The organism is Luteimonas gilva, from assembly GCF_005239095.1.
Classification (GTDB): domain Bacteria; phylum Pseudomonadota; class Gammaproteobacteria; order Xanthomonadales; family Xanthomonadaceae; genus Luteimonas_C; species Luteimonas_C gilva.
This window is the reverse complement of the sequence record NZ_SZUA01000003.1, coordinates 63,296-85,786: the sequence shown is the minus strand read 5'-3', so window position 1 is coordinate 85,786 and position 22,491 is coordinate 63,296. Positions and strand designations below refer to the sequence as shown.

Below are 22,491 nucleotides of genomic sequence, written 5' to 3'. Positions count from 1 at the left end.
AAAGCAAATCCCCCATCCGCCTTCGGCGGATTCGCCCCCTTTCCAAAGGGGGCTACAGCGCGGCGCCGTCCGGTAGAATGCGCGCCTGCTCCACAGGTTCCCCATGCACGGCCTCAACCCCCAACAAAACGCCGCGGTCGCGCATTGCGACGGTCCGCTGCTGGTGCTGGCCGGCGCCGGCAGCGGCAAGACGCGCGTCATCGTCGAGAAGATCGCGCAATTGATCTCCTCCGGCCGCTATCCGGCCAAGCGCATCGCCGCGATCACCTTCACCAACAAGGCGGCGAAGGAAATGCGCGAGCGCGTTGGCAAGCGCATCAAGGGCGAAGCCGCTGAAGGCTTGACGATCTGCACCTTCCACGCGCTGGGCCTGAAGCTGCTGCAGATCGAACACGCCAAGGCCGGCCTGAAGCGCGGCTTCTCGATCTTCGACGCCGACGATACCGCCGCGCAGCTGAAGGATCTGCTGGCGGGCGCCAAGCCCGACGCGGTGCAGGCCGCGCAATCGCTGATTTCGCGCGCCAAGAACGCCGGCCTTTCGCCTGAGCAGGCGCTGGAAGCCGCGCAATCCGCGCGCGAACGCGAAGCCGCCGTCCTGTACGCCAAATACCAGCAGCGCCTGTCGGCGTTCAACGCGGTCGACTTCGACGACCTGATCCGGCTGCCGGTGCAACTGCTGGAAAACGACGAAGAAATGGCGCTGGCCTGGCGCGAACGCATCGGCTATCTGCTGGTCGACGAATGCCAGGACACCAACGACGCCCAGTACCGCCTGCTGAAATCGCTGGCCGGCCCGAAAGGCAATTTCACCTGCGTGGGCGACGACGACCAGAGCATCTACGCTTGGCGCGGCGCCAATCCGGAAAACCTGTCGCAGCTGGCGCGGGATTATCCGGCGCTGAAAGTGGTCAAGCTAGAGCAGAACTACCGCTGCAGCAACCGCGTGCTGCGCGCGGCCAATGCGCTCATCGCGCACAATCCGCACGAGCATCCGAAGAAATTGTGGAGCGCGCAGGCCGACGGCGACCGCATCCGCGTCTGGGAATGCCGCGACAGCGCCCACGAGGCCGAACGCGTCGCCGGCGAGATCCACTTCCTGAACACCGCGCGCAAGGCGGCATGGAGCGATTTCTGCATCCTGTTCCGCGGCAACCACCAATCGCGCACGCTGGAAAAGGCGCTGCAGTTGCTGCGCGTGCCTTACCACCTCAGCGGCGGCACCGCGTTCCTGGACCGCGGCGAAGTGAAGGACGCGCTGTCCTGGCTGCGCTTGATCGCCAATCCCGACGACGACGCGGCCTTCTTGCGCGCAGTGCAATCGCCCAAGCGCGAGGTCGGCGCGACCACGCTCGCGAAGCTGGCCGAGATGGCGCAGCAAGCGCACCTGCCCTTGTCGCGCGCGGCCGAATCGGTCGGCTTGCTGAAGCAATTGCCGGCGCGTTCGGCCAACGCGCTGAGCGGTTTCGCCGACATCGTGCGCGGCTTGCGCGGCGATGCCGAGCGCCTGCCGCCCGCCGACCTGGTGCGCCAGCTCAACGAACGCTCCGGCCTGCTCGCCGCTTTGCGCGCGCAATGCAAGACCGAGCAGCTGTTCGCGATCCGGCGCGGCAATCTGGACGAACTGGCCGAATGGTTCGAAGGCCCGTCGACCGGCCGCGGCCGCAGTCCTGGCCCCGGCGAACTCGCCGCGCAACTCGCCCTGCTCACCCACGCCGACAAGAGCGACGCCGGCAACCAAGTGCGGCTGATGAGCATGCACGCGGCCAAAGGTTTGGAATTCCGTTACGTGTTCGTGGTCGGCGTCGAGGACGGCACCCTGCCGCACGAAGCCAGCCTCGAGGAAGGCCGCTTGGACGAGGAGCGCCGCCTGCTGTACGTGGCCATCACCCGCGCCAAGGAGCAATTGTGGCTGTCGCATTCGCGCGAAGCGCAGAAATGGGGCAACCGCGTGCGCCTGCAACCGAGCCGTTTCCTCGACGAATTGCCGGCCGAGGAATTGCAGCGCGACGGCGCCGATCCGGTGGCCGACGCCGAGCGCAAACAAGAGCGCGCCGCGGCCGGCTTCGCCGCGATCAAGGCGATGCTCGAAGCGTAGGGTGGGCCTTGGCCCACCCTACGGTACGCTAGCGGCATGGACATCGATGCCAGCCAAATCCGCCGCGGCCGCATTTTCCTGGCCGTCTTCGGCTTGTTCTTCGCCGCGGTGGCGCTGTTCCTGTGGTGGATGCCCTCGCCGCAGACGCGCGAGATCGCGCCGCCGGTCTGCGCGCTCATCGGCATCGCCTTGCTGCTGACCGCTCGTCTCGCCTCCGACCGCACGATCGCCCGGGTGCAGAACCTGCTGACGGGCTGGCCATGAGCACGCCCTCGATTCGCGATGCGACCGCGGCCGATCACGCCGCGATCCTGGCGCTGAACCTGGAATCCGAAGCCCTGGTCAGCCCGATGGACGCCGCGCGTTTGCGCGAGCTCGACGCGCAGGCGGCCTATCACCGTGTGGCCGACATCGACGGCAGCGTGGCCGCCTTCCTGCTCGCTTTCCGCGAGGGCGCCGATTACGACAGCCCGAACTACCGCTGGTTCGCCGAACGCTATCCGCGTTTCCTGTACGTCGACCGCATCATCGTTTCGTCGGCGCGGCAGGGGCGGAAACTCGGCAACGCGTTGTACGAGGATCTGTTCGCGTACGCCCGCGCGCAAGCCGTGCCGCGGGTGACCTGCGAATTCTACACCGTGCCTTTCAACGAAGGCTCCAGCCGCTTCCACGCGAAGTTCGGCTTCCGCGAAGTCGGCCGGCAATGGGTCGCGGACGGCAAGAAAGAGGTATCCCTGCAGATCGCGACGCCTTGAAGCTTTGCCCTCTCCCACTTCGGGAGAAGGACAGGCGCGAAGCGCCAGGGAGAGGGTTCGGCTTTTGGCGGGGATCTCGCCAAAGGCAAAGCACTCGCTTCGCTCGTTCCCCTCTCCTGCTCTTCGGGCATCCTCCCCCGCAAGGGGGGAGGAAACATGGCATCGCTGGCATTGCCACGATGCCGCCGCTTCACTTCGCTACACTCGCGCCCTCGCCGACCTGCGGAGCGCCCGATGCGTCCGACGCTGCTGACCCTTTCGCTGCTGACCCTGACGCTTGCCGCCTGCAAGCCCGCTTCTTTCACGGCTCCCGCAGGAAGCAATAGCGGGCCCGCGGAAACGAAACCCGTCGCGGATGCGAAACCGGCAGGCGCAGCCTCGAACAACTCCGCCGACGACAATCTCAACGCCGTCCTCTGGGTGCAGACCTCGGCCGAATACCGCGCCGCGTGCGAAACCGTCTACCGCGCCGCCGCCGACAAGCTCGACGTCGCGCTGAAGGAAAAGAACTGGGACGCGCTGGTGCCGGACGAACGCGACAACGCCGGCCAGACCGCGGGCCTGAAGCCCGCGGTGATCATGGACGTGGACGAGACCGTGCTGGACAACTCGCCCTACCAAGCGCGGCTGGTGAAGAACGGCGGCGAATACGACGAAGTCGGCTGGGACCGCTGGGTCGCCGAGAAGAAGGCCAAGGCCGTGCCGGGCGTGGTCGATTTCGCCAAGGCCGCCAGCGCCAAAGGCATCACCGTGCTCTATCTGTCCAACCGCGCCGTGCATCTGAAGGACGCCACCATCGCCAACCTGAAAGCCGTCGGCATGCCGGTGGCCAACGACCAAGTGTTCCTGGGCCTGGGCACCTTCGTGAAGGATTGCGAGCAGAACGGCAGCGAGAAGAACTGCCGGCGCCGGCTGGCCGGGCGCCAATACCGGGTGCTGATGCAGTTCGGCGACCAGCTGGGCGATTTCGCCCAGATCGTCGCCAACACCCCCACCGACCGCGCCAAGCTGGCGGACGAATACGGCGACTGGTTCGGCGAACGCTGGTGGATGCTGCCCAACCCCACCTATGGCAGTTGGGAGCCGGCCCTGTTCAACAACGCCTGGGACCAGCCGCGCGAGGCGCGACGCCAGACCAAGCGCGCCGCTCTTAATCTAGATAATTAATTAAATCAATACTTTAATGCGTTTCAATTAAAGCATTGCATTAACTTTCGGGCTGAGTTAGCCTGCGCCCGCCACAACAAAGTCCTCCGGCTCAGGCCGGATTTCAGGAGACCTCCGGGTCTCCTTTCTTTTTGCGACATCCGTCCGGGCACCCTAGGGTCGCCACTAGGTATCGCCTCCGCCGCAATGGATTTAGCTTCCGGGTAGCGTGAGCGCTTTGCGCCCGCGCGACGGGGGGTTGCCTCGGATTCGGAGGAATCGCGTCATGAGTATCGATCTCCCCACCCCCATCGGCCTGAAGCTTTTGAACGGCCTTTTGGGGAGCAACGGCCCCGGACACGGCAACGGCCCTGGCCACGGCGTCGGCAATGGACCGGATGGCGGCGATGGCGACAATCGCGCCGATCAAGCGCGCCAGAACGCCCTGCAGAACGAGCGCAACGGCGAAGCCAGCAACGACCAGGGCCGCTGGGGACAGTCCGACGGCGCCAATGGCTACGACGGCGTGAAGCACGGTCACGGACACCACCACGACGGCGGCGACGCGCCGCGCGGGCCGGGCAACAACAACGGCGTGGGCAATGGATCCTTGCCGAATCCGGGCGACGTGCTTTCCAACACGCTGGGCAAGGTCGACGGTGCGGTCCAGAACCTATTGGGCCAAGGTCAAGAGGGGTCGGGCCCGCTCGGCAAGCTCGGCGATCTGACTTCGAATCTGCTGAACGCGGGCGGCCATCTGCCGCCCGGACAACTCGGCAAGGCCTTGGATGCGGTGCCGCTCGCCAATGCGGGCAGCGCGGCCGCGAACCTGCTGAACCAAGCGGCCCAAGCGCTGAACGCGCCGGGTGCCCAAGCATTGGCGGCGCGCAACGCCTTGCACGATGCGGCCAGCGCGCCGCTGACGCCGCCGCGCGACGTGCCGGCGTCGTTGCAGACCGCGAATTCGAACCTCGCCAACGCCGTGCCCGCTTCGGCGCGAGCGGCCGACAGCGCCCTGATCCAGAACCAGCAAAATTTGTTGTCGGCGCGCGCCGACCAGGCCGCGCTCGGCCGCACCGCGACCGCTCTGCCCGCCGGCAGCCCGCCACCCGCCGCGCCGGTCATGGCCGAGCCGGCGCGCATCCTGCCGTTCGCAGCGCCGCCGCCGGCGACGGTGCCGCCTTCGCAGTCGGCGCCGCTGGTCGACGGCCGTCCGAACCCGGCGGGAGGCGGAGGCGGCGGGGGCGACGGTTCGGTCGGCGCCGCGCAGAAGACCGACATGGCCCAGCAGACGCCGCCGGGCCACACCGGTGCCGCGCCCGCGCGCGCCTTCCGCCGCGACGAAGAAGAAGGCGACAGCCTGGCCAAGAAGATGATCGAGGCGCTGGCTGTCTGGATGGGCTTGGCGCCCGCGCAACAAAAAACCGCGGTGGCCGAAGAAGAAGAGGCGCCGAGGCAACCGGTCGAAGACGATCGCTGGTTGCGCCTGCAGTGGCTGTTCTGGGCGCTCGCGGTGGCCGGTTACGGATGCCTGGCGATCGCGGTGGTCGTGTTCATTCCCGGCGGCGCCGGATTCCTGGACGAGACCCGTAATCCTATCGTCCGGCCCGCACTGGTAGTGGGCCTAGGCTGCTCGATCGCCGCCTGGTGGCTGGCGCGCAAGATCGCGCGCAGCCGCTGAACGGCTTTCTTGTGGGAGCGGCTTTAGCCGCGAGCTCTTTGTCTCGGGGCGTTCTGACCCAGGAAAAGCTCGCGGCTAAAGCCGCGCCCACAAAAGCGAGTTTCAACGCTCGATCAAACCGCCGCTGGTCAAATCCAGCGTGCGCAGATCGACGCCCGACTTGAGCAGATCCGCACGCACCGCGCGCTGCAGCTCGGCGATGCGTTCGCGTTGGCCGCCGCGCTTCAATTCCTGATAAGCGGATCCGGCCACCATCGTCAGATACGCGGTGCGTTCGGCCTGCGCCTGTTTCTGCGCATCGCTCAATTTCGCGATCGAAGGCACCGACGCCAGCGCGCCGGCGAGTTGGCGGCGCACCGCGCGCTGGCCCGCGGGCTCGTCGTTGGAATCGGCCTCGTTGACGATTTCCCAACAGATGACCAGATACGCGGCCAGCACGTCGCCGAGGTTCTGCGGCGAATAGCCGTAACGGCGCAATAGGCGATCGAACTCGCCCATCAATTTCCCGGAGCGGATCGCCGGCGCCATCGCCTCGCCGCCGGGCTGGCCGGCGATGTGCGCGACGAAGGCCTCGCGCTCGCGCGCGGTGACCGCGGGATCGCGGGCGAAATCCAAAGCGCGCACCGCGGCCGCGGGCGCTTGCGCCGGCGCGGGCCGCGACAACGCGGCGCCGAGCGCGCTCTTCATGCTCTGCGCGCCGGCGGACGCCGGCATCAGCGCGAAACAGAGTGCGACGAAAAACAACCGGAAAAGCAGGTTCGCTTTTGTGGGAGGGGCTTCAGCCCCGGCATCGACAGCGCGCATCGTCGGGGCTGAAGCCCCTCCCACAAGAGCCCGCATCACCACTGCACGCACACCGGCACGCGGGTCATGATCATCGGCGCGCTGGACAAGCTGGCGACGTTGCGCGTCTGCCAAACGGTGCGCTTGCAGCGGCGGTTGCTCTGCGCGGCGCTGCGTCCGGACGTGGTGCGCACCGGCGAAGAAACGATGCCCGCCGCCGTCGCTCGCGCGCCGAGGCCGCGCGACGCCGTCCCATCGCGATCCAAGTCGTAGCGGAACAGGATCTTGGTGCCGGGCGGCGGGCCGCCGGGCTTGGATCGCAACACTTCCATTTCCATGTCCAGGCCGAAATGCGCATCGGTCACCGCGCCGTCGAAATTCAGGCGCTGGGTGCCGCCGGCGGTGCCGCTGCCGCGCAAGCTGCCGCCCGGGGCGAGGTTCATCGTCACCCCCTCGTCGCTGGCGCGCCAGCCTGCGGCGCCGTCGTTGCCGTCCAGGACGAAGCTCGCAGTCTGCTTGTTGATCAAACCGTCGACCACCAAACGCGTGCGGCCGTCGCGCAATCTCTCGAAATGCGCGCTGCCGGTGCCGACGTCGGTCTTCTTCAGCGTGCCGTCGGGCGCGCGCACGCGCGCGGTGACCGCGCCCATGTAAGGCTCGCCCGCGTAACGGGCGGCGGCGCCGTTTTCGGCGGCGCAAGCGGCGGCGGGCAGAGCCAGCGCCAGCAAAGCGATCGCATGCGACGGTTTCATAGCCATGAGCCTACCTCCCAAAAAGGAACGCCCCCGTGAACGGGGGCGCCCTTTTTTCGCACCGGAAGACTTACTGCTTGCGGGCGATGTCCTTGTTGCCTTCGCCTATGGTCTTCACGATCGTGGCCAGCATCTGCAGCATCTGTCCCAGCTGCTGTCCGAGCACCTGCAGCTCGGCGTTCAGCTCGGTCAGGCCCTTGCCGTCGATGGTGGCGTCCGGGTTGTCCTTCTGCTGCTTCTGCAGGGTGTCGATGTCGCGGGCCAGATCGAGCATGCGCTCGCCCATCGCGTCGGCGATCTTGCCCAGGGCCAGGGCGATGGCGCGCAGCCAGCCGCCGCCGTTGCCGAGGTTGGATTTGGCTTCCGCGGCGCGATCGGTTTCGGCGGCTTGGTTGAAGGAATAGTTATAGTTGATTTCGACCGTCATGATGGTTTCTCCAGGATTCAAGCGTTAATCAGTGCAATTCGTAGGGATGCGCGCGAGGCGCCTTGCATCGATCAACGCGCGACCGGAGGACCGCGCAAACGCCGGGAACGGGAGTGGATGGTTTCGCTGCGCAGCGGCGAAACTTCGGCCGAAGGCCGCGTCGACGCCGCGCGTTCGGCGTCCGGCGCGTTGTTCAAGCTGGCCGCTTCCTTGCGGAACCAGGCCAAGGCTTTCTCTTCGCCTTCGGTCTGCAGGCGGCGGCTGAATTCGATCGCCAGCTGCGACTCGCGGCGCTGCAAAGGCTGCAACGCTTGGTTGATCTGGCGGATGAGGTCGTTGGCTTCGCTTTCGCCCATCGCGCCGCTGGACTGCAGCGACTGCACCGCGTCCACCCACAGCGAACGGTCGGCGAGCGCGGCGATCGACGGCGCGCCGCCGTTCGTCGCGGACATCGCGCCTTCGAACTGCTGCATCAGCGCATCGCGCGCATCGCGGTCCAGGCTCGGGTCTTCGCGCAGGGCGGTGTCGAGCTGACGCAGGAAATCGTCCATGCCGGCCTTCAGATCGGCGCCGGCCGCGGCGGCGATCGAAGGCGTCGCGCTCGCGCCGCGATCCAGCATCACCGGCCGCTGCAGCGCGGACGGCGGAGTGCCTGGACGGGGTGGGCGGCGCAAGTTCATGCATGTCCTCGCGATACGGGCCCGGGATGCGTTCCGGGCGATGGATCCAGTGTAGGCCCCCGATAGAGGCCAACAAGCTGGGGGCAACCCTAGCCGGGGGCTCCTTATCGCGGCGTCAACGCCGCGATCGGCCTTACCGGATGCGTGAGCGAATCTTGATTTGCGTATTTCGTCACATAGAGCCGGTCCGCGATTGCGGACCGGCTTGCGCACCGGCACCGTTAGCCGGTCACGACCCGCAGCTGGTCGGTCAACGCTCGGGTCGCGGCACCGTGCCTGCGGCCGATTTCGGTCGAGACTTCCAACAACCACGCGGCCGCCTTCTCATCGCCATCCTCGGCGCGGCGCCGTTCGAATTCCGGCTCCAGGCGCGCTTTCTCGTCTTCGATGTCGCGCGCCATGGCGTCGTAATGATCCAACAGCCGCGTTTCCTCGGCGATGTCGAGAATGCCTTGCTGGCGCAAGTCGGCGAGCCGCTCTACGAGCTCGGCGCGGGACTTGGGTACGGTCGGATCGAGCATGGCTTACTCAGCCTGAGTAACCGATGTTGAAGCCGCCGCCGGTGCCCTGGTTGAACAGCGAGCCGAAGTTGAAGCCGCCACCGCTGCTGCCGCCGCTCTGGTCGCCGCCGATCATGCCGCCGAGCCAGGAACCGATTTGCGAACCGATCGCCGCACCCGCGGGACCGCCGAAGAATGAGCCGACGACTTGGCCGACGAGTGATCCGATTTGGCTGCCCATGTCCATGTCCTCATGTTTTTGGGGGGAATGCCCGGAGCGAACTCTGCGGGCGCATGCCTAGTGTCCGCATCCGTATGGCGGCGCCAAGCTAGGTCGTACCCGACCTAGGGAAAGCCCTAAGCCCGGCGCCTGCGGGCTGCGGGATACTGACGGCATGGCCACCACGCCGGTCCCGCCGACGCCTCCGAAAACCCCGGCCGACTACCCGGGCGAGGAACTGCTGCGCACCCGCCGGCTGCGCCTGCGCGGCCTACGCTACGCCGACATCTTCGACCTGCAGCGGCTGGGCCGCGACGCGCGCGTGTTGCAGGCCTTGCTCGACGCCCCGGTCGACGACGTCGCTGGCGCCGTCGCGCTGATCGACACCGCCAACCGCGTCTACCGCGAGCGCCCGGGGCTGGGCGTGTGGCGCGCCGACGACGAGGGCGGTTTCGTCGGTTTCTTCTCGTTGATGGCGGAACTGGATCCGAACGAAGTGGAGATCGGCACGCGCCTGCTGCCGCGCGCGTGGGGCCGCGGCTACGCGCTCGAAGCCGGCGCCGCCTTGTGCGAGCACGCTTTCGGCGCGCTGCGCTTGCCGGCGCTGATCGGCTTATGCGACCCGCGCAACCGCTCCGTGCCGCCGCTGCTGATGCGGCTGGGTTTCGTCGCGGACGGCGAAACCGAGCAGTTCGGCAACGCCGCACTGCGCTTCCGCTTGCGGCGCGAGGATTGGCAGGGGATCAAGCGCCGCGTACACAGCGCTTCGTAGCGCCGCCGCTTGCCCCTCTCCCTTTTACGGGGTGAAGGCGTATTGCTTGCGAAGCACCGCTTCGCATGCGCCTGAACGCCCTCGCGTAAGTGAGGGCCGGGGCGCGGAGCGAGGGACAAGCGCGAAGCGCCAGGAAGAGGGTTCGGCTTTTGGCGGAAAGAACTAAAGCACTTGCGTCGCTCGTTCCCCTCTCCTGCCTTCGGGCATCCTCTCCTCGCAAGGGGGGAAAGCTACGGCGCAGCCACGCGCTCGACTTTTCCATTCCGGTAGCGCCACGTCTCCGCCGGAATCTCGCCCTCACCGCGATTCAACGGCCCGCCCGGCAACACGATCGTCAACTCGTCGCGCGTCGCCGACAGCTGCGCCGCTTTGCCGCCGCAAAAATCGATCGGTTCGGACATCGCATACGAACCGTCGCGCTTCAGGCCCAGCATCCACAACGGTCCGCCGTCGCAAGCGTTGCCGTACATCTCTTGCTGGAACACGACGACCTCGTCGAACGGCGCGATGCCCTGCGGATAGCGTTGCAGGATGCGGGGCGCCGGGAAGTCCGGGAAATCCGCATCTGCGCCGGTGCGGCGCAATTCCCTGCCGGCGAGCGCGATGCGGAAACTCTCCTGGCCGTGGGCGGCGCGCGGCAGGGCTTCGATCTCGAGCCGGCCGGCTACGGTGTCGGCTTGCGTATCCGACGCGGGTGGAGCCGCGGCCGGTATCGCGTACTGCGTTCCGTCGTAACGCGCGACGGTTTCGCCGCCGGCGCTCCGCAACCGCAGATCGCGGAAGCCATCGGTGCGCGCATCGACAGGCTGCAACGCTTGCGCCGTCACGGACGACAGGACCAACCGCTGCCCCGCCGCTTCGTCGGCGTACGCCCACCAATACGGCGTTTCGCCGTCGCGCAGGCAGGCATGCCGGCCTTCGACGATCCAATCCTGGCGGCCGTCGTCGTTCAGATCGACGCGCTGCGTTTTCACCCAATCTGGATTGAATTGGCTCACGCCCGCGCGCGTGCCTTGCGCGCAGGCGAGAACGCGTTCGTCGGTGCCTAACGCGCGTACGATCGATGCCGGCAAAGCGGAGTCCGGCGCGGCGGGCGTTCGCGTTTGCGCCGTCGCTCCGTCGGACGGTGGCGTCGCTTGAGAGCAAGCAGCGAGCGCGAATCCAACCCAACAGCCCAGGCCGGCGCGGAGCGGTTTGTCGTAGGGCCTACGGATCATGCCGGAAGTGTAGCGCCGGCTCCGCCAGCGAGTCTTTCACATCGCATCGAAGCTTCGAATGACTCTGTCGTCGCAACGGACTCGCCCTCACCCAACCCTCTCCCGCAAGCGGGAGAGGGCTTAAGCGTCGGAGCGGGTCGGTCAGCCGCGCCGCCCGTCGAAGCGGCCGTCGAGCAAATCGTTCACCCAACGGTCGATCACCTGCGACGAAGCTTCGATATGCACGTGCGGGCCGGTGGAATTGCCGGTCGAACCCTGGTTGCCCAGATCCTGCCCGTAAGCGACCTTCTGCCCGGCGTGCACGTCGATCTTGGACATGTGGAAGATGTAGACCAACTGGCCCTGCTCGCCGCGCAGCACCACCGCGTTGCCGGCGTTGCCCAGCGGTCCGGCGCTGACCACGGTGCCGGCGATCGGCGACGGTATCGCCTGCTGTGTTTGCGACTGGCCGTTGTGGTGCAGCACTACGTCGCGCACTTCCAGGCGCTGGCCTTCGCGGGTCTGCGACTGATAGTCGTGGTGCGGCTGCAACTGATCGGGACTGGACACCGCGAACGCGGCGCGATCGCCGGTGCTGTACACCGTGTACGGCGAATAAGTGCGCACGTCGCCGCTGGGCGGCGGCGCGGGCTGGTCGTTGCCGCCGCCGTTGCCGGTCGGCGTCGGCGTTTGCGATCCGCCGCCCGGAAGGCGCACGACCTGGTTGGGATAGATCAGGTTCGGATTGCGGATCTGTGGATTGGCCTGCAACAAGGCCTGCAAGGAGACGCCATGGTCGGCCGCGATGCCCGACAACGTGTCGCCGCGCTGCACACGCACGCTGCCGTCGCCGCCGCCCGGCAGATGCACCGTTTGGCCGGCGTAGATCAGGTTCGGATTGCGGATCTGCGGATTGGCCGCGATCAGCGAGGACAAGGACACGCCGTTATCGTGCGCGATCTTCGACAGCGTATCGCCACGATGCACCTGCACGGTGCCGCCGCGCGGCGGATTGTCTCCGTTGCCCCCCGCCGGCGGGGTGTCACCATTGCCGCCGCCAGGGCGCGTGTCGGTCGGCGGCGGCGCTTCGCCGTTGATGCGGCCGCGCACGAAGGACGTCGCCTCGCCCGCGGTGATGCGGCCGTCGCGGTTGGTGTCCAGCGGCGCGTTGGCGCTGTACGCCCGCGTGCCTTGGCTGAACAGCGTCGCATTCGGATCCGATCGCGGGCTGCCGTACAGCACCGTCGTGTACACGCCTTCCAACGTATTGAGATCGCCCGGATCGGAACGGTTGTTGAAGTAGCGCTCGACGTAATCGAGCTGATCGACCGCACTCATCCGCGCCAGCGCGGCGGTGCTCGTGCCCAACTCGGTCGCCGTATTCGGCATGAATTGGATCAGGCCGGTCGCGCTGCCGCCGGCGTTGTTGCGCTGGGCGGGACTGAAGCTGCCGCCGGTCTCGAAGCTCATCACCGCCATCAGGTATTCGGGGCGCGTGCCGAGCCGCTCGGCCATCGCTTCGACCTTGGAAATGAATTCGGGCGTGACGTTGCGGTTGCCCTGCACGCCGTCGATGCGGTTGTAATCGAAGCCGCTCGGGCTCAGATGATCGCCGGGACGGTTGTCGGAGCCGTTGACGGGCTGGACCATGGCGTTTCTCCATGAGGCCGTAAGGCATTGCACCCCTGCCCCACGATTAGAGCCCGGTTTTCGGCATGGGAATAGCTAGGAATGACCCTAGTGCGTGACTCGTTTCGCGCTTTTTGCGCATTCATCCTCCTTGGCCGCGGGCTTCGCAGCATCTAGCCGCCCCGCGCAGTGAGAAGCACCCACTAGGACTATTGAAATCGGATCCAGCGAAACGGTCAACGATCCGCATGTATGTTGACAAGTCGACCGCTGATTCGCCTCAGCGCACCGCTCGCTGTTTTTTACGTCTTATATGAGCTTGCCAACATCTGTGTTCGGTGCAGGCAATAACCCAATACATAGGAACTAATGATGAAAATCGCATTCTTCGCAACCATGCTAATCCTGGGTATTAGCGCTACGAGCGCCCAAGCGCAAACCCGCCTTGGTAAACCAGCAGACCAGAATCTGTTCGGACAGCTCGGATTGCAAAACACGTCCACGGCCCCGCAAACCACGAAAGAGTCATGGTGGGAAGACCACGGAATCTACAGCATTAAATACGTTTGCAACGACGGCCATTGTTACGTCGAAAAAGTCTGCACGGATGGCGACACCACTTGCTGGTGTCCGTGAGGTAACGCCTAGGAAGGCAAAATCGCCGGGGCTGGAGGGCCCCGGCGATACCTTTTTTGCGCCTCAGAAGAGTTTCCGTCGAATCACGAACAAAGAAACAGCAAGACGATACGCCGCACCCGCTTCGAATTGAAAATCGCGCTGCTTCAACCGTGAAAATGCGGCTCGACGCTGAGCGTGCCCAGATTGCGTTCGGCGAAGCGCTTGGCCAGTTCCGGGGCGGCTTCGCGGATGGCGTCGTAGCTGGCGCGCGAGCGAACGTCGGCGCGCAGGGCCCAACCGGCGGAGGTGCGGCTGAGCAGCAGGTCGGTGCCGGGCAGCGTGGCGTCGGCCATGCGCAGCAGCACTTGGCCGTCGCTGTCGCGCGCGGCGCGGTCGTCGACCGCCAACTGGCGCACGTGCTTTTCGATCAACTCGGCCAAGCCCTGCGGGCTGGCGGCGGGCGGTGCGGCTTGTGGTTGCGCCGCGCCTTCGCGCATCGCCATTTGCGCTTGGAACATCGTCGCGGCATCGGCCGGCTGTTGCGAAGACGCGGACGTGCCCAGGTCGTCGCCGCGGCGGCGCGCATTGTCCTCGACGCTGTCGCCCAAGGTCTTGGCCTGCACGGCGTAGTCGCCGGCCGTCTGCTGCGCCGTGCGCGCATCGGCCGCGCGCGCTTGCTGGCGCGCTTGCGCTTGCAGGCTCTGCTGCTGTGATTCGCCTTCGCGCGCCTGGCGCATCACGGCGCGGAACTGGTCCACGGTTTCCGGACTGGGCGGCTGCTTCGGCTCGGCGGCCGGCTTATGCGCGGCTTCGCGCACGCGCGCGGCGTCGTGGGTCGAATCTGAAGACCGGTTGCGTTCGATGCTCATCGGAACCTCCTGTTCGTCACGCCGGCGCGGCGTGGCGCGATTGCAGCAAATCGTCGGTGGCGCGTTCTTCGTGGCGGGCGGCGAGCGCGTGCTGTTCGTCGCGCCACACGTCGCGGCGTTTTTCCAGCGCGTCCTGCTTGGCCTTGGCGCGGAAGAAGGCGGTGCGCGCTTCGGCCAAGGCCAACTCGGCCTCGCGCAATTTCTGTTGGGCTTTGAACAGGCGTTGGCGCGCGGCCTCGGCCTGTTCGCCGAGCAGGTCGATATGCGCTTCGCGCTGGGCCAGCGCGCTCGGCCAGGATTCGCCGGCCTGCGGCGGATCGAGCAGGCGCTTGCGCTGCTGGCCGCGCTCGAATTCCAGCGCGATGATCTCGCCTTCGATCAACAGACAAGCGTCGCGGCAGGCCTGCACTTCGCGCTGGCACTCCAGCACCTTCTGCCGCGCCGCCTCGACGCGGTGCTCGCGCAGCTTGAGCAGGGTGTGGAGCGGATAGCGCTTCATGCGAACAGCCTGCGCAAGGCTTCGGAAGACTGCGTGAAGGGCACCAATTCGGCCGCCGATTGCTGCAGCAGGGCGCGGACCGGGCCGATCTTCTCGATCGCCATGTCGGCGTCCGGATCGGTGCCGCGCTTGTACTCGCCCAACTGCAGCAGCAGTTCGATGTCCTGGTACTTGGCCAGCACCTTGCGCAGCTTGCCGGCGGCGCGTTGGTGGGTCTCGTCGGCCACCCGCGGCATGGTGCGGCTGAGGCTGGTCAGCACGTCGATCGCCGGATAGTGGTAGGCCGCGGCGAGCTTGCGCGACAGCACGATGTGGCCGTCCAGGATCGAACGCACTTCTTCGACGATCGGATCGCCGCCGTCCTCGTCCTCGGCCAGCACCGTGTAGAACGCGGTGATGGAACCCTTTTCGTTGTTGCCGGCGCGTTCGAACAAGCGCGGCAAGGCGCTGAACACCGACGGCGGATAGCCGCGCCGCGCCGGCGGTTCGCCGACCGCCAGGCCGACGTCGCGCAGCGCGCGGGCGAAGCGCGTCACCGAATCGAGCAGCAGCAAGACGCGCTTGCCCTGATCGCGGAAGTGTTCGGCGATGGCGGTCGCGACCCAGGCCGCGCGGCTGCGCTCCAGCGCCGGCCGGTCGGACGTGGCGACCACGATCACCGATTTGGCCAGGCCTTTCGCGCCCAGGTTGTCGTGGATGAATTCGTTGACTTCGCGGCCGCGTTCGCCGACCAGGGCGATCACGTTGACGTCGGCTTCGCCGCCGCGGGCGAGCATGCCCAGCAAAGTGCTCTTGCCGCCGCCGGCGACCGCGAAGATGCCCACGCGCTGGCCGACGCCGGTGGTCATGGTCGCGTCGATCGCGCGCACGCCGGTAGAGAACGTCCGATCGATCAATTTGCGGGTCAGCGGATTGGGCGAAGCCGCGTAGATCGGCGCATCGACCGCGGCGCCGATCGGGCCTTTGCCGTCGATCGGCTCGCCGTGCGCGTCGACGATGCGGCCGAGCAGGCCATCGCCGGCGCGCACCGCGGCCTGGCGGCCGGTGCCGATCACTTCGGTGGTGTGGGAAATGCCGTCCAGCGCGCCGAGCGGCGTCAGCAGGGTGTGCTGCTTGGACACGCCGACCACTTCGGCGGCCAATTTGAAATCCGGATCGCCGACGCCGCGCGGATTGCGCAGTTCGCACAGCTCGCCGATCGTGGCCTTCAGGCCGGTGGCGCGGATCAGCGTGCCGTAGGCTTCGGCGACGCGGCCGACGCGTTCGATGCCGTGGATCGAACTCAAGGCGTCGAGCAGCGGATCTTCGGTCGCGCCGGTCTTGATCGCGTCCAGATCGAAGCCGCCGAGCGTCTGCGAATTCATGCGGCCGGCGCCTTGGCGGACAAGTTGGCGCCCGCCAGCGCGACGCGGATCGCCTCGATCTGCTGGGCGACGCCGGCGCGCACTTCGCCCGCTTCGGAGACCACCACGCAGCTGAGCGCGTCCAAGCTCTCGTCGTCGACCAGTTCGATCACGCCGACCGCCGGATGCGCCTGGCGCACCGCGCCCAGGCCCGCTTGCACGCTTTCGCGCACGGACGGGTGGACCCGGATCAGGAGGAATTGCTCGGCCTGCGCGGCTTCGACCGCGCGCATCACCAGCGGCGGCATCACTTCGGTCGGATCGAATCCGGGCGCGATGCGCGCCACGATCGCGCAAGCCAATTCGGCGACGCGCGAGCTGGCTTCGCCGAGCACGCGCGCGCGGCGTTCGTTCAAGGCGGCCAGCTGCATCGCCATCTGTTGCTGCGCCTTGGCCAGGCCTTCGGCGAAACCGGCGACGTGGCCCTGCTCGCGCGCCTGCGCGATCTCGGCTTCGGCCTGTTCGTACAATTTGTTCACCCGCGCCAGCAATTCGTCGAGCTGCTCGAGCTTCTGCCAATCCTGCGCCGGCACCACGTTCGCCGCGAGCGAGCGCTCGAACTGGCGGCGCTCGAACACGGTCACCGCGCCCTGGCCTGGGGCGGAGGATGCGGCGGCGGAAGTCTTGGCGGCGGACATGCGGATTCCGGTAGCGGTCAACGGGCCGCGCTACGCGCCTGGTGATGGGCGTAGACGCGCAGGATCGGTTTTTCGGGCAGATGCGCCGGATCCAGCGGCGCTTCCTGCGGCTGCTGCAAGCGCGCCCATTCGGCCAGCGCCGGTTCGCTGCCGCGCGCCCACTCGTCGAGTTCGGCGCGGCCCTGGCGGTCGAGCGTTGCGAACAGCGCATCGCTTTCGTGCGCGGCGAGCGCGGTTTCCAGCGCGGCGCTCAAGCGCTTGCCGACGGCGGGATCGACGCGGCCGTTCCAGACGGTGTTGTCCAAGGCCAACAAATAGCTGTTGCCCAAGGCTTGCTTCAAGCGGCGCACCGGTTCGCGGCGCACTTCGGCGCGGATCGCCGGCGCATACGCCAGCGCGCCCAAATCGCGGATCAGCGCCGACAAGCCTGCGCGCGACCAGCGCACCGTCGTCGCGATCGCGCCTTCGCCCGGCGAAGGCGCCAGTAAAGCGGCGGCCGGGCCGGATGCGAGCCAGCGCCCGAGCATGCGCCGCCCCAGGCGGCTGCCGCGCGCGGGCGGCAGCAGCGCCGGATCCAGCTCGCCGAACCAACTCGGATCGACTTCGGCGAGCAGCGCCTGCATCGTCATGCGCTTTAGCCGTTCCAGACGCCGCGCGGCTGGGCCGCGGTCTGGGCCGCGGTGCGGTTGCGCAGCCTGCCGAGCAGGGCCAAGGCCAGCGCGATCAACACCGCCACGCCGATCGCGATGCCGACGGTCAGCGGATTGATCGACGACAGCGACGGCGTGATGCCGCTCTGGCGCGGCCGCGTTTCGGCGGCGGTGGGCGCGGTCATCGGGATGAACTTCACGGTGACCTTGTTGACGTCGTCCAAGCCTTGCACGCCGTCCTTCACCGTCACCTTGATCGCGGTCTCGGTGTCGCGCAGGTCGGCGCCGGGGCGTTCGAAGATCATCACCGAGGCCGACGACACCTTTTCGTTGCCGCCGAGCGGATCGCGTTCGGGCAAGGCGATGTGCACGCGCGCATCGACCACGCCGGGGATCTGCGACAGGGTGTGGGCGATCTCCTGCTCCAGACTGCACTGGTAACGGGCGCGCTCTTCGATCGCGGACGAGGCGAAGCCTTCCTTCTTGAAGACTTCGCACATCGAGGCGTAGCGCGCGCGCGGCAGGCCGCGCTCGTGCAGCACCTGCATGGCGTGCGGGAAGTCGTGGGAACCGACCCGCACTTCCCAACCCTGCTTCTTCGGCGACGGCGCCTTCTCGGCGTTGATGCCCGCGCCCTGCAGCGCGGCGGTCACCTCGTTGGCTTGCTGTTCGTCGAGATCGCTGTACAACGGCGAGCCCGTGCAGCCGGCCAGCAACAGGCCGGCTGCGGCGGCCAAGGCGGCCGCGCGCAGCGCTTTGTAGAACTTCGGCCCGTTCATGCTTGCCTCCCTCGGATCACGATTGCTGACGGAACAATTGCTGGATGCCGTCGGAAGTGCGGTTGGCCACGTTCGAGGTCAGTTCCGCCTGGAACAGGAACTGATGGCAGCGCATCGTCATCTGCATGATTTCGCCGGGCGTCAGATCGGCGCTGTCGGCGGTCATCACTTGCGACATGGCGTTGATGTTGTCGGCGCCGCCGTTGAGGTGCTCGAGCGCGGTCAGCACCGCGCGCGTGCCCTCGGACGGTTCCAGCGTGGCCGGTGTCAGCTGCTGGGCCGCCTGCGGATTGGCCGCTTGGTTGGCGCCGCCGGAACGCTCCATCGCCGCCGCGAATTCGCGGACGTCGAAAGCGGAGGCCTGCGGTGAATGGGTCGTCGCGGTCGGCGCCTTGGCGGCGTCGGCGGCGGCGACTTGGATGGCTTCGATCATGTCGATCTCCTGGTCGGTCTCGTCCTGCGGCCGCCGCCGGATGGCGCGGTGACGGCCGCGCGAACGTTACTGGCGCTTGCCCAGCGTCTCGAGCGCCTGGCCCACGGCGTTCTGCGAGGTCGCGGCGTTGTTGGACATGAACTGCATGCGCAGACTCTCGGAGGTCAGCTGGATCATCACCGACGGCTGATCCTGGCCGCCGCTGACCTGATCGGACAGCTGGGTGATGCGCGCGGCCTGCGAATCCAGGGTGCTGCCCCAAGCGCGGGCCATGGCCGCGTACCAGCTGCTGGCGCTGCCGCCGCCACCGCCGCTGCTGCCGCCGGCGCGATTGGTGTTCTTGACCTCGAGGGTGTTGGCATCGGTGATGAACGTGTTCAACAGATGGCCGTTGACATTGCTCATGGTGCTTCTCCTTATCGAATGACGCTGCGGGCGTCGCCGGACTGCCTTGAACGATTACATCCTTGCGGTGTTGCGAAACTGCGTGTTGCGGAATCGATCACATCCGTTGTTCCGGAAGCGGTTTGGCCTTGGCCACGGTTTGCGGCTTGGGCTCGTTGGGTTTGGACGGCGCCGCGGCGGACGCGGCCGGTGCGGGAGCGCTCGCGTTCGACGCCGTCTTCGCGGCCGCTGCCGGCGCAGGTTTTGCCTCGACGCCGACCGCGACCTTGGTCGCCGCCGACGCCGCTTCGGCCGGCGCGTCTTCGGCGTCCGGCGGCGGCGCGAGCTGCACGCGCTGCAACTGCCCGGCCTTGTCCAGCGCCGTGGCGTATTCGGGACCGATGCCGATCAGGGTCGAGCCATCGGGCAACTTCGCGCCGATCGCGAACTTGGTGCCGTCCGATCCCAGCACATGCGGTTCCTTGCCGCGCACGACCGAGACGATCGCGACGCCGGCCAAGCGTTCGGCCTCGATATCCTTGGCCGTCTTCTGCACGACCGCCTGGAACGGATCGATCGGCTGGTAGTTGCGCGGAATGATCCGGCGCACGCCGGCCACCTCGATCATGGCGCGCGACTTGACCGCGCGCTCCAGCGCGCCGCCGTCGTCGAAATTGCCGCTGACCTCCACGTCGCCGCGGCCCAGCCAGCGGGTGCGGGTGGTGAAGCCTTGCGCGCGCAGCACTTCGCCCACGTCGTTGGCGATGTCCTCGCCGGTGCGCAGGTCCAGGCTGGCGCTGAGGTTCTCGTCGCGCAGCCGTTGCTGGATGCGGTCGCGGGTGGCCGCGTCCTTGACCGTGCCGGACAGCACCGCGATGCCGTTCGGATCGACCGTGGCGCGGCCGTCGACGATGCCGAATTCGGGGATCAGCCGGGCCAGCGAATCCTGCGGCTTGGGCGCCACTTCGTGCTTGGGCACCACCGCGGCCAGGATCGCCACCGACATCAGCGACAGCACCGCGAACGCGGCCACCGCCGGCAGCTTGCGCATGTACGGCTTAGGCGCCGGCGCGGTGCGCGCGCCGTCGAAAGCGGGCAATAGCGAGGACCAGCTCGGATCGTCGAGCGCGCCGACCGCCAACGCGGCCTGGCCGAGTTCGATCCGCTGCAGCACGCCCAATTCGGCCGGATCGCCCGGATGCAGCGGCTGGCCGCCGATCCGCAGCGGCGCGTCGAGCGCGCGCACCGAGAACGCGCCGCCGAGCAGGCCGATCAAGGCGTGGTGCGGAGCGACGCCGGGATCGGACAGGACGATGTCGCAATCCTCGCCGCTGCCGACCAGGACCATTTCCTTTTCGGCCAGCGCACGGCTGGCGCCGATGTGCAGGCCGGACAGGATGCGCAGCGTGTAGCCGGCGGCCGGCGCCGCGGCGGGCGCGGCTTCCGTGGCTTGCGGCTGGGTTTTTTGCGATTTGGGGGATCGGGCCATGGCCATTACCTCAGGCGTTGATCTGTCCGGCTTGCATGATCCGAAGATCGGGAGCCAGCTCTTGGTAGGACAGCACCGGCAGATCGAAGAAGTCGATTTCCATCAGCTTGCGCAGGTGCCTGCGCACGTCGAGTGAACACAGCAGGACCGGGCGCGCCGCCTCGGGCTGGCGGGCCAGCTGGGCGCGGACTTCGCCGCCCAGGCGCGCGGCCAGCTCGGGCGAGATCGCCAGCTGGCTGGCGCCGCCGGCCACCCGCACCGACTGGCGCAGCTTGTCTTCCAGTTCGGGATGGATCATCAGCACGTGCAGGGTGCGGTCGCCGTCGGCGTAGCGGTCGGCGATCTCGCGCTTCATCGCCACGCGGACGTATTCGGTCAGCAGCACCACGTCCTTTTCGCGGCCGCCGACGTCGGTGATCGCTTCGAAGGCGTCGCGCAGGTTGCGCACCGGCACGCCCTCTTCGGCCAGGCGGCGCAGCACGTCGGCCACCCGCTGCGGCGCGACCACGCGCAGCATTTCCTTCACCAGGTCCGGATAGTCGCGCTGCATGCGGCCGAACAGGTGCGAGGTTTCCTGGATGCCGATGAAGCTGCCGAGCCGTCGCTGCAGCGCGCCGCGGCAATGGTCGGCCAGGGTGTCGAGCGCGTCGCGCGTGCCGGCGCCGGCGGCATTCGTCCATTCGCCGGCCAGCGGCGGGAAGAAGCCCGCGGACTTGGGCGCGTTGCCGTCGCCGACGCGCGCCGGGCGGAAATGCGCGTCGGCGCGCAGCTTGCCGAACGCGATCCGCGCGCCGAACGCGCTGAGCTTGTATTCGCCCGCGTCCTGCAACTTCGGATCGATCCGCACGCTCGGCGGCGGCACCGGCACGCCGTACTCCTCGCGCAGCTTCTGCACGACTTCGGCGATGCGGGTGCGGATCGGCAGGTCGCCCAGGCTGCCGACCAGCGACGGCGAAATGTCCAGCTGCAGCGGCGCCGGCGGCGCCAGGTCGTCGACCTCGGCCGCTTTCTTCTCGGCCGGGGCCAGCTCGCCTTCGGGCACGCGGAACGCGCGCCGCAGCACTTGATGCGTATGCCGGTAGCGCCAGGCCGACAGGCCCAGCATGGCCAGGCCCAGCAGGGCGAACACCGGCTTGGGGAAGCCGGGCACGAACACCATGCCCATCGCCAGCAGGCCGGTGATCAGCAGCACCCGCGGCTCGCCGGAGATCTGCCGCGAGATCGCCTCGCCCAGATGGCGGTCGTCCTCTTCGCCGGCGGTGCGGGTCACCACCAGGCCGGCGGAGATCGCGGCCAGGATCGCCGGGATCTGCGATACCAGGCCGTCGCCGATGGTCAGGATGCTGTAGGTGTGGGTCGCCTGCGACAGCGTCATGTCGTACTGCAGGACGCCGATCGCCAAGCCGCCGAGCAGGTTGATGATGATGATGACGATGCCGGCGATGGCGTCGCCCTTCACGAACTTCATCGCGCCGTCCAGGCTGCCGTGCAGCTGGCTTTCCACTTCCAGCAGGCGGCGCTTGCGGCGCGCTTCGTCCTTGTCGATCAGGCCCGAACGCAGGTCCGAATCGATCGACAGCTGCTTGCCCGGCATCGCGTCCAGGGTGAAGCGCGCGGCCACTTCGGCGACGCGCTCGGCGCCCTTGGCGACGACGATGAATTGCACGACGGTGATGATCAGGAACACCACCAGGCCCACGACCAGATTGCCGCCGGCGACCAGGTTGCCGAAGGTGTCGATGATGTGGCCGGCTTCGGCTTCGAGCAGGATCGAACGCGTGATCGCGATCGACAGCGACAGCCGGAACAGCGTGGTCAGCAGCAGCACGCTCGGGAAGCTGGAGAAGGCCACCGGCGTGGGGATGTAGATCGCCAGCAGCAGCAAGCCGAAACCGATCGCGATGTTGAACGCGACCAGGGTGTCGATCACCGCCATCGGCAGCGGCAGGATCATCAAAGTGATGATCGTGACCGCCGCGAACGCGAGCACGACGTCGCTGTAGCCGCCGCGTTTGGACGCGCCGGTGCCTGACGTCGCGGAGAGCGTTCCGAACAGGTCGCGGAACGGCTTGAGCCTTACTTCCATGTGTGAC

Annotated in this window: 25 protein-coding genes; 7 read left to right on the top strand and 18 right to left on the bottom strand. The window is 67.6% G+C overall.

The window, feature by feature from the left end:
* The first annotated feature begins 103 nt into the window (after positions 1–103).
* The 5 genes from FCE95_RS14115 to FCE95_RS14090 all read left to right on the top strand — a co-directional run bounded on the left by FCE95_RS14115 (position 104) and on the right by FCE95_RS14090 (position 5,677).
* The gene (locus FCE95_RS14115; RefSeq protein ID WP_137267701.1) at positions 104–2,095 is read left to right on the top strand and encodes a UvrD-helicase domain-containing protein; all 1,992 of its coding nucleotides are present in this window, start codon (positions 104–106) and stop codon (positions 2,093–2,095) included.
* Positions 2,096–2,131: 36 nt separating this feature from the next.
* Positions 2,132–2,359, top strand: coding sequence for a hypothetical protein (locus FCE95_RS14110; protein WP_137267700.1), 228 nt, complete (start codon positions 2,132–2,134; stop codon positions 2,357–2,359).
* Positions 2,356–2,850 carry a GNAT family N-acetyltransferase gene (locus tag FCE95_RS14105; RefSeq protein ID WP_137267699.1) on the top strand — a complete coding sequence of 165 codons (495 nt, stop codon included), beginning with the start codon at positions 2,356–2,358 and terminating at the stop codon, positions 2,848–2,850. Before FCE95_RS14110 ends, FCE95_RS14105 begins: the two co-directional genes overlap by 4 nt.
* Before the next feature lie 234 nt (positions 2,851–3,084).
* Positions 3,085–4,017 (top strand): 5'-nucleotidase, lipoprotein e(P4) family, encoded by a 933-nt coding sequence (locus FCE95_RS14100; protein WP_137267698.1) that lies wholly within the window; start codon positions 3,085–3,087, stop codon positions 4,015–4,017.
* A gap of 265 nt (positions 4,018–4,282) precedes the next feature.
* Positions 4,283–5,677, top strand: coding sequence for a hypothetical protein (locus FCE95_RS14090; RefSeq protein WP_189644780.1), 1,395 nt, complete (start codon positions 4,283–4,285; stop codon positions 5,675–5,677).
* A 102-nt stretch (positions 5,678–5,779) separates the two neighbouring features.
* Here the strand turns inward: FCE95_RS14090 and FCE95_RS14085 are convergent, their stop codons facing one another.
* From FCE95_RS14085 to FCE95_RS14060, 6 genes are all read right to left on the bottom strand, one after another.
* Positions 5,780–6,391, bottom strand: a complete 612-nt coding sequence (locus tag FCE95_RS14085) for a DUF6683 family protein (protein WP_137267695.1) — start codon at positions 6,389–6,391, stop codon at positions 5,780–5,782.
* 125 nt (positions 6,392–6,516) lie between these two features.
* Complete coding sequence (locus FCE95_RS14080; RefSeq protein WP_137267694.1) at positions 6,517–7,212, bottom strand: hypothetical protein; 696 nt, start codon at positions 7,210–7,212, stop codon at positions 6,517–6,519.
* A gap of 70 nt (positions 7,213–7,282) precedes the next feature.
* Positions 7,283–7,639 carry a hypothetical protein gene (locus tag FCE95_RS14075; RefSeq protein ID WP_137267693.1) on the bottom strand — a complete coding sequence of 119 codons (357 nt, stop codon included), beginning with the start codon at positions 7,637–7,639 and terminating at the stop codon, positions 7,283–7,285.
* Positions 7,640–7,710: 71 nt separating this feature from the next.
* Complete coding sequence (locus FCE95_RS14070) at positions 7,711–8,319, bottom strand: hypothetical protein (protein ID WP_137267692.1); 609 nt, start codon at positions 8,317–8,319, stop codon at positions 7,711–7,713.
* A 221-nt stretch (positions 8,320–8,540) separates the two neighbouring features.
* Complete coding sequence (locus FCE95_RS14065) at positions 8,541–8,840, bottom strand: hypothetical protein (RefSeq protein ID WP_137267691.1); 300 nt, start codon at positions 8,838–8,840, stop codon at positions 8,541–8,543.
* Between the two features lie 7 nt (positions 8,841–8,847).
* Positions 8,848–9,060, bottom strand: a complete 213-nt coding sequence (locus FCE95_RS14060; RefSeq protein WP_137267690.1) for a glycine zipper domain-containing protein — start codon at positions 9,058–9,060, stop codon at positions 8,848–8,850.
* Positions 9,061–9,214: 154 nt separating this feature from the next.
* Here FCE95_RS14060 and FCE95_RS14055 point away from each other — a divergent pair, with 154 nt between their 5' ends.
* Complete coding sequence (locus FCE95_RS14055; protein ID WP_137267689.1) at positions 9,215–9,811, top strand: GNAT family N-acetyltransferase; 597 nt, start codon at positions 9,215–9,217, stop codon at positions 9,809–9,811.
* A 230-nt stretch (positions 9,812–10,041) separates the two neighbouring features.
* On the opposite strand, the gene FCE95_RS14050 is transcribed toward FCE95_RS14055, so the two are convergent.
* The gene (locus FCE95_RS14050) at positions 10,042–10,884 is read right to left on the bottom strand and encodes a hypothetical protein (RefSeq protein WP_137267688.1); all 843 of its coding nucleotides are present in this window, start codon (positions 10,882–10,884) and stop codon (positions 10,042–10,044) included.
* A 285-nt stretch (positions 10,885–11,169) separates the two neighbouring features.
* Positions 11,170–12,657, bottom strand: a complete 1,488-nt coding sequence (locus FCE95_RS14045; protein WP_137267687.1) for a LysM peptidoglycan-binding domain-containing protein — start codon at positions 12,655–12,657, stop codon at positions 11,170–11,172.
* Between the two features lie 351 nt (positions 12,658–13,008).
* On the opposite strand from FCE95_RS14045, the gene FCE95_RS17170 reads away from it, so the two are divergent.
* Positions 13,009–13,272, top strand: coding sequence for a hypothetical protein (locus FCE95_RS17170; RefSeq protein ID WP_189644779.1), 264 nt, complete (start codon positions 13,009–13,011; stop codon positions 13,270–13,272).
* Between the two features lie 146 nt (positions 13,273–13,418).
* On the opposite strand, the gene FCE95_RS14040 is transcribed toward FCE95_RS17170, so the two are convergent.
* The 10 genes from FCE95_RS14040 to sctV all read right to left on the bottom strand — a co-directional run bounded on the left by FCE95_RS14040 (position 13,419) and on the right by sctV (position 22,484).
* On the bottom strand, positions 13,419–14,123 hold the full coding sequence (locus FCE95_RS14040; RefSeq protein WP_137267686.1) for a hypothetical protein: 705 nt from the start codon (positions 14,121–14,123) through the stop codon (positions 13,419–13,421).
* 16 nt (positions 14,124–14,139) lie between these two features.
* Positions 14,140–14,622: a hypothetical protein gene (locus tag FCE95_RS14035; protein WP_137267685.1), complete on the bottom strand. Its 483-nt coding sequence runs from the start codon at positions 14,620–14,622 to the stop codon at positions 14,140–14,142.
* Entirely contained in the window at positions 14,619–15,986 is a 1,368-nt protein-coding gene (locus FCE95_RS14030) for a FliI/YscN family ATPase (protein ID WP_137267684.1), read from the bottom strand. Before FCE95_RS14030 ends, FCE95_RS14035 begins: the two co-directional genes overlap by 4 nt.
* Positions 15,983–16,663 (bottom strand): FliH/SctL family protein, encoded by a 681-nt coding sequence (locus tag FCE95_RS14025; protein ID WP_137267683.1) that lies wholly within the window; start codon positions 16,661–16,663, stop codon positions 15,983–15,985. Before FCE95_RS14025 ends, FCE95_RS14030 begins: the two co-directional genes overlap by 4 nt.
* Before the next feature lie 17 nt (positions 16,664–16,680).
* Positions 16,681–17,292 carry a hypothetical protein gene (locus tag FCE95_RS14020; protein WP_137267682.1) on the bottom strand — a complete coding sequence of 204 codons (612 nt, stop codon included), beginning with the start codon at positions 17,290–17,292 and terminating at the stop codon, positions 16,681–16,683.
* 5 nt (positions 17,293–17,297) lie between these two features.
* On the bottom strand, positions 17,298–18,092 hold the full coding sequence (gene sctJ / locus FCE95_RS14015; RefSeq protein WP_137267681.1) for a type III secretion system inner membrane ring lipoprotein SctJ: 795 nt from the start codon (positions 18,090–18,092) through the stop codon (positions 17,298–17,300).
* Positions 18,093–18,108: 16 nt separating this feature from the next.
* The gene (locus FCE95_RS14010) at positions 18,109–18,525 is read right to left on the bottom strand and encodes a hypothetical protein (RefSeq protein WP_137267680.1); all 417 of its coding nucleotides are present in this window, start codon (positions 18,523–18,525) and stop codon (positions 18,109–18,111) included.
* Between the two features lie 66 nt (positions 18,526–18,591).
* Complete coding sequence (locus FCE95_RS14005) at positions 18,592–18,930, bottom strand: hypothetical protein (protein ID WP_189644778.1); 339 nt, start codon at positions 18,928–18,930, stop codon at positions 18,592–18,594.
* Positions 18,931–19,027: 97 nt separating this feature from the next.
* A complete protein-coding gene (locus FCE95_RS14000; protein WP_189644777.1) occupies positions 19,028–20,398 on the bottom strand; it encodes an FHA domain-containing protein in 1,371 nt (456 codons plus the stop codon).
* A gap of 10 nt (positions 20,399–20,408) precedes the next feature.
* Positions 20,409–22,484 (bottom strand): type III secretion system export apparatus subunit SctV, encoded by a 2,076-nt coding sequence (gene sctV, locus FCE95_RS13995; protein WP_137267678.1) that lies wholly within the window; start codon positions 22,482–22,484, stop codon positions 20,409–20,411.
* Between the last annotated feature and the right edge of the window lie 7 nt (positions 22,485–22,491).

Coding starts and splice junctions, on each gene's coding strand:
- FCE95_RS14115 (WP_137267701.1), top strand. CDS start 104: ATGCACGGCCTCAACCCCCAACAAAACGCCGCGGTCGCGCATTGCGAC.
- FCE95_RS14110 (WP_137267700.1), top strand. CDS start 2,132: ATGGACATCGATGCCAGCCAAATCCGCCGCGGCCGCATTTTCCTGGCC.
- FCE95_RS14105 (WP_137267699.1), top strand. CDS start 2,356: ATGAGCACGCCCTCGATTCGCGATGCGACCGCGGCCGATCACGCCGCG.
- FCE95_RS14100 (WP_137267698.1), top strand. CDS start 3,085: ATGCGTCCGACGCTGCTGACCCTTTCGCTGCTGACCCTGACGCTTGCC.
- FCE95_RS14090 (WP_189644780.1), top strand. CDS start 4,283: ATGAGTATCGATCTCCCCACCCCCATCGGCCTGAAGCTTTTGAACGGC.
- FCE95_RS14085 (WP_137267695.1), bottom strand. CDS start 6,391: ATGCCGGCGTCCGCCGGCGCGCAGAGCATGAAGAGCGCGCTCGGCGCC.
- FCE95_RS14080 (WP_137267694.1), bottom strand. CDS start 7,212: ATGAAACCGTCGCATGCGATCGCTTTGCTGGCGCTGGCTCTGCCCGCC.
- FCE95_RS14075 (WP_137267693.1), bottom strand. CDS start 7,639: ATGACGGTCGAAATCAACTATAACTATTCCTTCAACCAAGCCGCCGAA.
- FCE95_RS14070 (WP_137267692.1), bottom strand. CDS start 8,319: ATGAACTTGCGCCGCCCACCCCGTCCAGGCACTCCGCCGTCCGCGCTG.
- FCE95_RS14065 (WP_137267691.1), bottom strand. CDS start 8,840: ATGCTCGATCCGACCGTACCCAAGTCCCGCGCCGAGCTCGTAGAGCGG.
- FCE95_RS14060 (WP_137267690.1), bottom strand. CDS start 9,060: ATGGGCAGCCAAATCGGATCACTCGTCGGCCAAGTCGTCGGCTCATTC.
- FCE95_RS14055 (WP_137267689.1), top strand. CDS start 9,215: ATGGCCACCACGCCGGTCCCGCCGACGCCTCCGAAAACCCCGGCCGAC.
- FCE95_RS14045 (WP_137267687.1), bottom strand. CDS start 12,657: ATGGTCCAGCCCGTCAACGGCTCCGACAACCGTCCCGGCGATCATCTG.
- FCE95_RS17170 (WP_189644779.1), top strand. CDS start 13,009: ATGAAAATCGCATTCTTCGCAACCATGCTAATCCTGGGTATTAGCGCT.
- FCE95_RS14040 (WP_137267686.1), bottom strand. CDS start 14,123: ATGAGCATCGAACGCAACCGGTCTTCAGATTCGACCCACGACGCCGCG.
- FCE95_RS14035 (WP_137267685.1), bottom strand. CDS start 14,622: ATGAAGCGCTATCCGCTCCACACCCTGCTCAAGCTGCGCGAGCACCGC.
- FCE95_RS14030 (WP_137267684.1), bottom strand. CDS start 15,986: ATGAATTCGCAGACGCTCGGCGGCTTCGATCTGGACGCGATCAAGACC.
- FCE95_RS14025 (WP_137267683.1), bottom strand. CDS start 16,663: ATGTCCGCCGCCAAGACTTCCGCCGCCGCATCCTCCGCCCCAGGCCAG.
- FCE95_RS14020 (WP_137267682.1), bottom strand. CDS start 17,292: ATGACGATGCAGGCGCTGCTCGCCGAAGTCGATCCGAGTTGGTTCGGC.
- sctJ (WP_137267681.1), bottom strand. CDS start 18,092: ATGAACGGGCCGAAGTTCTACAAAGCGCTGCGCGCGGCCGCCTTGGCC.
- FCE95_RS14010 (WP_137267680.1), bottom strand. CDS start 18,525: ATGATCGAAGCCATCCAAGTCGCCGCCGCCGACGCCGCCAAGGCGCCG.
- FCE95_RS14005 (WP_189644778.1), bottom strand. CDS start 18,930: ATGAGCAATGTCAACGGCCATCTGTTGAACACGTTCATCACCGATGCC.
- FCE95_RS14000 (WP_189644777.1), bottom strand. CDS start 20,398: ATGGCCCGATCCCCCAAATCGCAAAAAACCCAGCCGCAAGCCACGGAA.
- sctV (WP_137267678.1), bottom strand. CDS start 22,484: ATGGAAGTAAGGCTCAAGCCGTTCCGCGACCTGTTCGGAACGCTCTCC.